Raw genomic sequence first — 10,973 nt, 5'->3', positions numbered from 1 at the left:
CGTCAGTCGTCGATCCCCGAGCGCTCCACCCCCGCCACGATGTAGCGCTGCAGCAGCAGGAAGACCAGGAGCAGCGGGAGGATCGAGACGGCGGCCGCGACGAACAGTTCGTGGATCTGGACGGTCTGGGCCGTGGTGAACGTCGACAGCGCCACCTGCACCGTCCACGAGTCGCGGCCCTGGCCGATCACCAGCGGCCACAGGAAGGCGTTCCATGCGCCGATGAAGACGATCGTGCCCACGGCGGCGAAAACCGGACGGGAGTTGGGCACCACCACGCGCCAGTACGTGCGCCAGTGGCCGAGCCCGTCCACCTGGGCCGCGTCCTCCAACTCCCGGGGGAAGCCCAGGAAGTACTGGCGGAAGACGAAGCACGCGAAGGCGCTGAAGAGGGTGGGCACGATCAGGCCGCGCAGCGTCGAGATCCAGCCGAGCGAGGAGACCAGCACGAACGACGGGACGAAGGTGACCGCGGCCGGTACCAGCAGGGTGCCCAGGATGGCGTAGAAGACGGCGTCGGCGTGCCGGTAGGGGATGCGGGCCAGCCCGTAGCCGGCGAGGGAGGCCAGCAGCAGCGTGCCGAGGGTGGTGGCCACGGCGATGAGCGAGGAGTTCAGCAGGGCCCGGGCCATCGGCACGTCCGGGTCGGTGAACAGCTCCCGGACGTTGGAGAAGTGCGGGCTGTGCGGGAAGAACGTCCAGCCGGGCGCCGTGATCTCCTCCTCGCTCGCCAGGCCGCCGCGCACCAGCAGGTAGAAGGGGATGAGGAACAGCACGGCCAGGGCGCACAGCAGCACCATGCGCAGGGCCCGTCCGGCACGTACGAGTGCGTCGTCCATGGTCTCCTCGGTCCTCCTCAGTCCTCTCTGCGGCCGAGCCCGGACCAGCGGGCCTGCAGGATCGTCGCCACCGCGATGACGAGCGCCAGCAGCACCGCGCCGGCGCTGCCCAGGCCCAGGTCCTGTCCCTGGCCGAGGGCGAGGTAGTACAGGTGGACCAGCGGCGGCCTGGCGTAGGGCGGGTAGCCGCGCTGGTCGGACAGCAGGTTGTAGAACTCGTCGAACGCCTGGAAGGCGCCCACGACCAGCAGCAGGACGACGGCCACCGAGGTGCTGCGCAGGGCCGGGAAGGTGATGTGGCGGAAGGTCTGCCAGCCCGGCCGGGCGCCGTCCAGGGCGGCCGCCTCGTACAGCCGGGGCGGGATGCGTTGCAGGCCGGCCAGGAAGAGCACCATGTAGAAGCCGGTCTGCAGCCATAGCCGCACGCTGACGATCACCAGCCAGTACCAGGGCGGGTCGGTCTCCGCGAGCCAGGCCACCGGCTCGGCGCCGAACCAGCCCAGGACGGTGTTGGCCAGCCCGAAGCGCACCCCGTTGAACAGCGACAGCTTCCACACCGTGGCGGCGACGACGTAGCTGCAGGCGGTGGGCAGGAAGAAGACCGACCGGAAGAACGCCCGGGCGAAGCGCAGCCGGCCCACGGCCAGGGCCAGGGCGAGCGAGAGCGCGTAGGTGGCCGGTACGACGAAGGCGGTGAAGACGGCGAAGGTCACCAGCGAGGAGCGGAAGGAGGCGTCGCCCAGCAGCTCGGCGTAGTTGGCCAGCCCCACGAAGTCGCTGGGGGAGACGGTGTTGTGGGCGTCGAAGAAGCTCAGGTACACGCTCCAGGCGAGCGGTACGTACGTGAAGAGGGCGAGCCCCGCGGCGAAGGGGCCCACAAAGATCCAGAACCACAGGGTGCGGTGCCGCTGCCGGGCGGCCGGGGCGCCGGCGGAGGCGGGCATCAGCCGTGGTTCCGTACGCGCCGCAGTTCGGCGTCGGCCTTGCGGGCCACCGCCCTCAGCTCGCCGGCCGGGTCGGCGCCCTCGCGGATGATGCGGCTGAGTGCATCCAGATAGGCGGTTTGGCTGGCCGCCGTCCACAAAAGGGGCACCGCCCAGCCGTGGTCCTTGGTGAAGCGCACGATGTCGGCGGCCGCCCCCGACGTCAGCCGGTCGGCGCGGGCGGCCAGGGAGGTGCGGGCGGGGACGTGCAGCCCGTAGGACTGGGCGAAGTCCAGCTGGAAGTCGGTACGTTCCACCCACAGCCACTTCACGTACGCCTCGGCGGCCTCCCGGTGGGCGCTGCGGCTGCTGACGGCGGCGGCCCACGCGCCCACGGGGACGGCGGGGCGCCCGGCCGGGCCGTCCGGCGGGAAGGGCAGCACCCCGAAGTCGTCGCCGAGTGCCTTCCTGACCTGCGGCAGCGCCCACAGCCCGCACCACTGCATCGCGGCCAGGCCCTGGGTGAAGGCGGCGGGGTTGAACCAGTCCGTGGGCGCACCCAGCAGCAGCGAGCCGTCGGTGTGCAGCCGGTGGAGCTTGCCGAGGGTGCGCGCCGCGGCCGGGTCGTCGAAGCCGACCCTGCCGTCGGGGGTGACCAGCGACAGGCCGGCTGCGTACAGCGGGGTGCCGCCCAGGGCGCCGGCGCCGCCGGCGTTGCCCAGGAAGAGCCCCTTGACGTCCTTGCGGGTCAGCCGGCGGGCGGCGTCGACGAGCTCGTCCAGCGACTGCGGCGGCCGCACTCCGGCCGCCCGGAGCAGGCTGGGGCGGTAGTAGAGCACCTGGGTGTCCACCAGCTGGGGGATCCCCCATACGCGCCCTTGGTAGGTGCGGGGCGCCAGCAGCGCGGGGGCGAAGTCGTCCTTGGCGTCGCCCAGCAGGGCGGTCAGGTCGGCCACCTGACCGCCCTGGATCTGGTCGATCGTGGGGCCGGCGACCTCGAAGACGTCCGGCCCGGAGTCGGTGAGCAGGGCGGCGGCCGTCTGCTGGTCGTAGTTGCCCGGCCGCCATTCCACGCCGACGTCCGCCCCCCTGTACGCGGCGGCGTACCGCTCGACGGCCTGCCGGGTGCCCGGCTCGCCGTACTGGTGGTACCACTGCGCCAGGCGCGGGCCCGAACCCCCGCCGCCGCGCCCGGTGTTGGCGCCGCACCCGGGCAGCGTGGCCAGCCCCAGGCCGGCTCCGCCGGCCAGGAGGGTTCTGCGACTGATCGGCATCCGGGCTCTCCCCTCGCGCTTTCCGTCGTAAGGTCAACGATCAGCGATGAGGGGCGATGTCGAACAGAGGTGTCAGCGTCGCATGTCGGCCAATTCCTCGGCGCTGCGCGCCGGGCCGACGCGAAAGCGCAGCCGGCAGATGACGGCGTCGGTGTCGCGGCGCACGGCGTGCGCCAGCACGGCGCCGCGCTGGTTCTGCAGCAGCCGCTGCCACAGGCGGGCGGGCTCGACCTCGGGGATGAGCACGGTGATGCGGTGGTCGGGGCGGCGGGCGGTCAGCTCGCGCACGTAGTCGACGACTGGGCGGCCCAGCGAGCGGGAGGGGGCGGGCAGCTCCACCAGCGCGACGCCGGGGTTCCACAGCTCCCAGTCGCGGCGCAGCGACTCGGCGGACCGGCGGCCCTCGGCGTCGGCGTGGACGACGGTGACGGCCACGGCCTCGTCGCCCAGGGAGACGGCGGCGGTCAGGGCCTTGCTGGTGAGGCGGGAGAGCGAGGAGACGGGGACGACGACCAGCGAGTGGCAGCGGCGCGGCGGCTCCGGCACCCGGCCGAGCTCCAGCCGCTCGCCGATGCGCGCGTACGCCCGGTGGACGGTCTCGAAGGCGAGCACCAGCAGGGGCAGGGCCAGGGCGATCAGCCAGGCGCCCTCGGTGAACTTCGTGGCCGTTACCACGACGGTGGCCACGCCCGTCAGCAGCGCGCCGAAGCCGCTCAGGAACGCCTTGCCGCGCCGGCCGGGGGCGTGGCTCTGCCTCCAGTGGCGCACCATGCCCACCTGGCAGAGGGTGAAGCCGACGAACACCCCGATGGCGAACAGCGGCACCAACGTGTTGACGTCGCCGCCGGAGAAGACCAGCAGCAGGGCGGAGACCGCGCCGAGTGCCAGTACGCCGTGCCGGTGGACCTGGCGGTCGGCCTTGAGGGCGAAGACGTGCGGCAGGTAGTTGTCGCGTGCCAGCAGGCTCATCAGCACGGGCAGGCCGCCGAAGGAGGTGTTCGCCGCCAGGGCGAGCAGGACGACGGTGGCGATCTGCACGACGTAGAAGGCCCAGGTGTGGCCGAGGGAGGCGTCCGCGAGCTGGGCGAGGACGGTGACGCCCTCGACCGGCTGCAGGTGGAAGCGGCCGATGAGCACCGACAGCCCGATGAGCATCAGGCCCAGCAGCGCGCCCAGCGCGACCTCGGTGCGCTGCGCGCGGCGGGTGGCCGGGGCGCGGAAGGCGGGGACGGCGTTGGCCACGGCCTCGACGCCGGTGAGCGCGGAGCAGCCCGCGGCGAACGCCTTGAGCAGCAGCAGGGCGCCCACCGACGTAGCGCCGCCGGCCAGGACGGAGGCGTGACCGGCGGCGGCCTCGGTGCTGACGGGGGCGGAGCGGAAGAGCCCGACGACGATCAGGGCGAGGATCGAGCCGACGAAGACGGCGGTGGGCACGAGGAACGCCTTGGCCGACTCCACGATGCCGCGCAGGTTGACGGCCGTGACCAGGACGAGCACGGCCAGGCACAGCCACAGCCGGTGGGGGTACAGGGAGGGGACGGCCGAGGTCAGGGCGGCGACGCCGGCGGTGACGGAGACGGCCACGTTCAGGACGTAGTCCAGGACCAGGGAGGCCGCGGTGACCAGGGAGGCACGCCGGCCCAGGTGCCGCCTGGCGACCGCGTAGGAGCCGCCGCCGTCCGGGAACGCGGCGATGACCTGCCGGTAGGAGGCGACGAGCACCGCCAGCAGGACGGCGATGGCGAGCGTCACCGGCAGCGTGAAGCCCAGGCCGTGCGCCCCGGCCGCCGCCAGCACCAGCACCACCGATTCGGGCCCGTACGCCACCGATGCCATGGCGTCGAGCGACAGGGCCGCGAGTCCCTGGACGGCGGTCAGCCGGTGCCGCTCCTCCCCGCCGGCCGCGGCGCCGGTATCCGGCGGCTCCTCTCCCGTCCCGGCGCACTGCTCCGTATTGCCCAGCATGGACATCTTTTGTCTTACCTCCGTTGGTCGGAGGCCCAGCGTCTGCCCGGTCCGCCGGGGCCGCGCCCGCTCTTGTCGCGTTCTTGATGGTTCCTGCGCGAATCCGTATGCAATCTTGATGTCTTCTGTGACGTGATGTCAGTGCAGCGCAAGGATTGGCCAAGACCACGTCAGTACGCCGTCAACGTTCCATGGCAGGTACAGCGATCCGCCCTAGCGTCGGCCCCATGGGACGGCGACAGACCATGCGCGCACGGGTGCGCATCCTCGACGCGTACGGACCGGCAGGCGCCGGTGGCCCGGTGGCGGCGGCCGCGCACGTACTGGCCCGGGACCGCACCTGGCGGCGCGAGGCACGGGCCGCCTGGTGCTGCGGGCTCGCGCTCGGCGGCGTGCTCCTCCTGGCCGACCTCGCCCGCGGCAGCCTCGATGTGCCGCGCGGCTGCTGCTGGGCCGTCCTCGGCACGACGCTGGTGGCCCTCCTGCGGCCGGCGCGCATCAGCGCCGGCGAGAACTGGTTCGCCTCCCGCGGCCTGTTCGGGGAGCGGCGCGTGCGCACCGACCTGCTCGTCCAGGTGCGCCGCGCCGACGGGGTGGCCCCGCGCCTGGTGCTGCGCGACGCCGCCGGCGGCCGCGTCGAGTTCGACCCCGGCGTGCTCGCGGCGAACCCGCTGCTGTGGCACCTGCTCGAATCCGGCGCGCGCCGCTCCCGCCGGCGCGGCCTGCTGCGCGAGGGCGCGCCCGTCCTCGCCGCACTCGCCGAACGGGTCGACGGCGACGGCGCCCGGCAACTGCTGCGCTCGGCCGGCCTGGAGTAGGCGCCCGGTCCCCTCGCGGCCTACTCCCAGCCGTACCTCACCCCGGTCAGCCGCTCCGACAGCCGCCACAGCCCCGCGCTCGCCCGGTCGTCCCGTGTCCAGCCGGCCCGCACCGAGCGCACGGGCGCCCCGCGCCACAGCTGCAGACGCGGGCCGAAGAAATCGTCGGGACGGACGTCCGGTGCCGTGGCGGCGTACAGCGAGGGCAGGGCGCCGGCCTCCGCGCTCTGCGCGAGGAATCGGTTCAGCAGCTCCACCAGGCGCTCCCGGGCCGCCCGCTGCTCCATGCGCGGCCCCGCCGCCTGCAGGTTGGTCGCCGCATAGCCCGGATGCGCGGCCACCGCCACGAGCGGCGAGCCCTCGGCCGCCAGCCGCCGCGCCAGCTCGTGCACGAAGAGCAGGTTGGCGCTCTTGGAACGGCCGTAGGCCAGCCACCGCCGGTAGCGGTGCTCCATCTGCACGTCCCGCGGATCGACCGTCCCCAGCACGTGCAGCCCGCTGGAGACCGTCACCACCCGCGCCCCCGCGCCGGCCGCCCGCAGCCGTGGCAGCAGCAGCCCGGTCAGCGCGAAGTGCCCCAGGTGGTTGGTGCCGAACTGCATCTCGAAGCCGTCGACCGTCTGCCGCTGCGGCAGCGCCATCACCCCGGCGTTGTTGACGAGCACGTCGATCCGCTCGTCCTTCAGGTCCGCCGCGAAGGCCCGCACCGACGCCAGGTCGGCCAGGTCGAGCAACGCCAACTCCACCTCGGCGCCCGGCACCTGGGAGCGCATCAGCTCCTCGGCCGCCCTGCCGCGCGTCTCGTCCCGGCACGCCAGCACCACCCGGGCCCCGCGCCGCGCCAGCTCGCGGGCGGTGACGAAGCCGATGCCGCTGTTGGCGCCCGTCACCACGGCGGTGCGGCCGCTCTGGTCGGGGATGTCGCTCGCTTTCCAGCCGTTCCTGCGCACCTGCGCTCCTCCACGTCGGTGGACGACTCCACGGCCCGGGGCCGCCCGGCGGACCCACGATAGGCGAGGCCCCGCATACCATCCCGCGGTGATCTCCGAGATATCCCTGCCCACCCTGCTCGCCCTGTGCCTGGCCGCCGCCGCGGCGGGCTGGATCGACGCCGTCGTGGGCGGCGGCGGCCTGCTCCAGCTGCCCGCCCTGCTCGTCGGGCTGCCGCACGCGCCCGCCGCCCACCTGCTCGGCACCAACAAGGCCGTCGCCGTCTGGGGCACGGCCGCCGCAGCCGTCGCCTACGCCCGCACCGCACCCGTCGACGTGCGCCTCGCCCTGCGCATCGGCATCGCCGCCCTGGGCGGCTCCCTGGCCGGCGCCTTCTTCGCCAGCGGCATCGACAACTCCGTGCTCCGCCCGCTGATCATGGTCGCCCTGCTGGCCGTGCTCGCCTTCGTCCTGCTGCGCCCCGCCTTCGGCGTCACCGCCGCCGCGCCCGGACCCCCCGCCCGTACCCGCGTCCTCGCCGCGATCGGCGTGGCGGGGCTCGGCATCGGCTTCTACGACGGCCTGATCGGCCCCGGCACCGGCGCCTTCCTCGTGCTCGCCCTGGCCGGAATCCTGGGATTGAACCTGGTGACCGCCTCCGGTACCGCGAAGATCGTCAACGTCTGCACCAACCTCGGCGCCCTGGTGACCTTCGCCCTCAAGGGCGCGGTGCTGTGGCAGCTGGCCCTCCCGCTGGCCCTGTGCAACCTCGCCGGCGGCGCGCTGGGCGCCCGCATGGCCCTCAAGCGGGGGAGCGGCTTCGTGCGCGGCGTGCTGGTGGTGGTCGTGGTCTCGCTGGTGTGCAAGCTGGCGTACGACCAGTGGGCCCTGTGAGGCGAAGCGGCGCCCTTCGGGCAGAGCCCCCCGATCGGACGATTCGTCGGTCATTCCTCACTACAGACGGTGCGGAAAGCTGTCCGCTCCGCCGAGTTCACAGCTTCGGCGGTTAGCCTGTCGACGACCTTCCTGACGTGGTGGGGGTGGCCGTGCGTTTCTCCCGTTGGTGCCGTGTCCCCTGGGTGCGGGCCCTTCTCGCGGGGCTGTACGTCGTCGCGCTGGCCGCCGCCGTTCCCCACGGCGCCGGCGGGCACGCCAGGCAGGGCGACTGGACCAGCGAGGAGGCCAGACGCTTCTGGGGCCCCACCCGCATGTCGGACGCCGCCGGCGACGACTCCGAGGACGGCTCCGGCACCGAGGCCGCCCGCCGGCGCGCCGCCCAGCGCATCACCACCAGCGCCCGGCACTTCGCCGGCGTCCCCACGGTCGGCGTCATCTTCTACGTCGGCCAGGACCTGAAGGACCATCACTGCACCGCCAGCGTGGTGCACAGCCCCAAGGGCAACCTCATCATCACCGCCGGCCACTGCGGCCTCGGCGACGACGCCGCCTTCGTCCCCGGCTACCGCTCCGGCGCCGACCGGCAGCCGTACGGGATCTGGCCCATCGACCGCACCTTCACCGACCCCCGGCGCGACGACTACGGCGACGGCTCCGACCTCGACGTCGCCTTCGCCACCGTCACCACCGACGAGCGGGGCCGCCCGATCGAACGCGTCACCGGCGCCAACCGGCTCGTGCGCACCCCCGGCTTCACCAACGTCGTCACCGTCGTCGGCTACCCCGCCTCGGATGCCGATCCCGCCGACCAGGCCGTCCGCTGCACCGCCCTGACCAGCAGGCTGGAGGGCCACCAGCAGATGAAGATGCGCTGCGACGGCTTCTACTCGGGCACCTCCGGCAGCCCCTGGTTCACCCGCTTCGACGACCGCAAGGGCGTCGGCGACATCGCCGGTGTCCTCGGCGGCCTCAACGGTGGCGGCCCCGACGGCGAGGACAGCGACAGGGTCTCCTACAGCCCCCTCAACGGCGACGACGTCTTCGCCCTCTACCTCGACGCCATAAACGGCCGCGAACCCCGGCGCGACTGACCGCCGGCGGGCCGCGGCGCGCGTCAGCCGGCCTCCGCCAGCGCCCGCTCCACCCCCGGCTCGTGCGGCCCCAGGAACCGCGGACCCGGCCGCACCAGCGCGTCCAGCGCCGCCTTGCTCGCCGCGAACACCTCCCGGGCCCCGCCCGCGTACCAGGTCACGTCGTGCGCATCACCGGACGCCCCCACCCCGTACGCCTCGATGCCCGCCGCCTCGCACAGCGCCAGGGCCCGGCGTATGTGGAAGCCCTGACTGACCAGCACCGCCCTTTTCACGCCGAAGATGCGCTGCGCCCGCACGCACGAGTCCCACGTGTCGAATCCCGCGAAATCGCTGACGATCCGCTCTCCCGGCACCCCGCGCGCCCTCAGGTACGCCCGCATCGCCTCGGGCTCGTCGTAGTCGTCCCGGCTGTTGTCCCCCGTCACCAGCACCACGCGCACCTTGCCCGCCCGGTACAGGGCCGCCGCCGCGTCCAGCCGGTGCGCCAGGTACGGCGAGGGCCGGCCCTCCCACAGGCCGGCGCCGAAGACCATGGCCACCGGCGCCGACGGCACGTCACGGGCCGTACGCACCCGGGGCGTACCCGCCGCCCACACCCAGGTCACCGGCAGCAGCGCCGCCACGCACACCCCCACCAGCACCCGCACCGCGCGCCGCCGCCCGCGCACGGTCGCCGGCATCCGCACCCGCGCCCGCCACCCGCGCACCCCACCAGCCCCGTCCGTCCGGCCTCCCCGTCGTTCGAAGGAGGATCAAGGAAGACCAACGCCACAGGCCGGCGCGCGGTTCCCGCGGCCGGCGCGCATCGCCCCTGTCACACCCGGCGGCTACGGTCGGGGTATGAACGGCAGCACAGCACACCCCGTGACGGAGAACGGCATCCCCGGCTACGCCGCCGACGACCTTCGACGCTGGGCGCCCGAGCCCGACAAACGGCCCGGCCGCACCGCCTTCCAGCGCGACCGGGCCCGCGTGCTGCACTCCGCCGCCCTGCGCCGCCTCGCCGGCAAGACCCAGGTGGTCACCCCCGGCGTCAGCGCCCACCCCTGGGACGCCACCCCCCGCACCCGCCTCACCCACTCCCTGGAATGCGCCCAGGTCGGCCGCGAGCTCGGCGCCGCCCTCGGCTGCGACCCCGACCTCGTCGAGGTCGCCTGCCTCGCCCACGACCTCGGCCACCCGCCCTTCGGCCACAACGGCGAACAGGCACTCGACGACGTCGCGGCCGGCTGCGGCGGCTTCGAGGGCAACGCCCAGTCCCTGCGCCTGCTCACCCGCCTCGAACCCAAGCGCTTCACCACCGCCGAGGACGGCACCCAGGTCAGCGTGGGCCTCAACCTCACCCGCGCGGCCCTCGACGCCGCCACCAAGTACCCCTGGACGCGCGGCGGCCACCCCCTGGTGCCCGACTCCCGCAAATTCGGCGTCTACGCCGACGACGTCCCCGTCTTCCAGTGGCTGCGCCAGGGCGCCCCCGGCCACCGGCGCAGCTTCGAGGCCCAGGTCATGGACTGGGCCGACGACGTCGCCTACTCCGTCCACGACGTCGAGGACGGCCTGCACGCCCGCCACCTCGACCCCGCCGCCCTCCTCTCCGGCCCCGAGCGCGACGAGGTCTTCGCCGTCGCCGCCCACCGCTACGCCCCCGGCGCCGAGCCCGGCGAGCTCGCCGAGGCCCTCGACCGGCTGCTCGCCCAGGAATGGTGGCCGCACTCCTACGACGGCTCCGCCGCCTCCCAGGCCCGCCTGAAGGACGCCACCAGCCAGCTCATCGGCCGCTTCTGCCTCGCCGCCGAGACCGCCACCCGCGCCCGCTACGGCCCCGGCCGCCTCACCCGCTACGGCGCCGAACTCGTCGTACCCCCCGGCACCCAGCTGGAGTGCGCCGTCCTCAAGGCCGTCGCCGACCGCTACGTCATGCAGCGCGAGGACCAGGAGAAGCTGCGCGCCGAGCAGCGCATCGTCATCGCCGAGCTCGCCGAGGCCCTCGTCGCCCGCGCCCCCGACGGCCTCGACCCGCAGTTCCGCGCCCTCTACCTCAACGCCGGCGACGACACCGGCCGGCTGCGCGCCGTCGTCGACCAGATCGCCGCCCTCACCGACGCCTCCGCCCGCTCCCTGCACGCCCGCCTCACCGGGGCCGGTGCACCCCGTCGGTGATCCCCGCACGGCCCCTTGCGGGCGGCGCCCGCCGCGGGGTACTCCCTCTACCGGCGGCACGCGGGGTGCGGGA

At 74.1% G+C, this 10,973-nt stretch carries 10 protein-coding genes; 4 read left to right on the top strand and 6 right to left on the bottom strand.

Features of this window, described 5'->3' with window-relative positions:
* Positions 1 to 2 precede the first annotated feature (2 nt).
* From AB0K17_RS09475 to AB0K17_RS09460, 4 genes are all read right to left on the bottom strand, one after another.
* Positions 3 to 839 carry a carbohydrate ABC transporter permease gene (locus AB0K17_RS09475; protein WP_344434884.1) on the bottom strand — a complete coding sequence of 279 codons (837 nt, stop codon included), beginning with the start codon at positions 837 to 839 and terminating at the stop codon, positions 3 to 5.
* 17 nt (positions 840 to 856) lie between these two features.
* Entirely contained in the window at positions 857 to 1,783 is a 927-nt protein-coding gene (locus tag AB0K17_RS09470; protein ID WP_365967092.1) for a sugar ABC transporter permease, read from the bottom strand.
* Positions 1,783 to 3,036 carry a sugar ABC transporter substrate-binding protein gene (locus AB0K17_RS09465; protein ID WP_365982650.1) on the bottom strand — a complete coding sequence of 418 codons (1,254 nt, stop codon included), beginning with the start codon at positions 3,034 to 3,036 and terminating at the stop codon, positions 1,783 to 1,785. Before AB0K17_RS09465 ends, AB0K17_RS09470 begins: the two co-directional genes overlap by 1 nt.
* A 72-nt stretch (positions 3,037 to 3,108) precedes the next feature.
* The gene (locus AB0K17_RS09460) at positions 3,109 to 5,007 is read right to left on the bottom strand and encodes an APC family permease (RefSeq protein WP_365982649.1); all 1,899 of its coding nucleotides are present in this window, start codon (positions 5,005 to 5,007) and stop codon (positions 3,109 to 3,111) included.
* A 221-nt stretch (positions 5,008 to 5,228) separates the two neighbouring features.
* Here AB0K17_RS09460 and AB0K17_RS09455 point away from each other — a divergent pair, with 221 nt between their 5' ends.
* A complete protein-coding gene (locus tag AB0K17_RS09455) occupies positions 5,229 to 5,819 on the top strand; it encodes a hypothetical protein (protein ID WP_365982648.1) in 591 nt (196 codons plus the stop codon).
* Between the two features lie 20 nt (positions 5,820 to 5,839).
* Here AB0K17_RS09455 and AB0K17_RS09450 read toward each other — a convergent pair whose 3' ends face one another.
* Positions 5,840 to 6,769 carry an oxidoreductase gene (locus tag AB0K17_RS09450; protein WP_365967097.1) on the bottom strand — a complete coding sequence of 310 codons (930 nt, stop codon included), beginning with the start codon at positions 6,767 to 6,769 and terminating at the stop codon, positions 5,840 to 5,842.
* 88 nt (positions 6,770 to 6,857) lie between these two features.
* On the opposite strand from AB0K17_RS09450, the gene AB0K17_RS09445 reads away from it, so the two are divergent.
* Both AB0K17_RS09445 and AB0K17_RS09440 read left to right on the top strand, forming a co-directional pair.
* Complete coding sequence (locus tag AB0K17_RS09445; protein WP_365982647.1) at positions 6,858 to 7,643, top strand: TSUP family transporter; 786 nt, start codon at positions 6,858 to 6,860, stop codon at positions 7,641 to 7,643.
* A gap of 152 nt (positions 7,644 to 7,795) precedes the next feature.
* A complete protein-coding gene (locus tag AB0K17_RS09440; protein WP_365982646.1) occupies positions 7,796 to 8,737 on the top strand; it encodes a hypothetical protein in 942 nt (313 codons plus the stop codon).
* Between the two features lie 23 nt (positions 8,738 to 8,760).
* On the opposite strand, the gene AB0K17_RS09435 is transcribed toward AB0K17_RS09440, so the two are convergent.
* Complete coding sequence (locus AB0K17_RS09435; protein ID WP_365982645.1) at positions 8,761 to 9,420, bottom strand: ElyC/SanA/YdcF family protein; 660 nt, start codon at positions 9,418 to 9,420, stop codon at positions 8,761 to 8,763.
* A 160-nt stretch (positions 9,421 to 9,580) separates the two neighbouring features.
* Between AB0K17_RS09435 and AB0K17_RS09430 the strand changes: the two genes are divergently transcribed.
* The gene (locus AB0K17_RS09430; RefSeq protein WP_365982644.1) at positions 9,581 to 10,900 is read left to right on the top strand and encodes a deoxyguanosinetriphosphate triphosphohydrolase; all 1,320 of its coding nucleotides are present in this window, start codon (positions 9,581 to 9,583) and stop codon (positions 10,898 to 10,900) included.
* Positions 10,901 to 10,973: the final 73 nt, after the last annotated feature.

Origin of the sequence: Streptomyces sp. NPDC049585, assembly GCF_040675615.1 — a bacterium.
Lineage (GTDB): Bacteria > Actinomycetota > Actinomycetes > Streptomycetales > Streptomycetaceae > Streptomyces > Streptomyces luteosporeus.
Note: the sequence above shows the minus strand (reverse complement) of the source record. Positions and strands in the feature narration are given on the sequence as shown.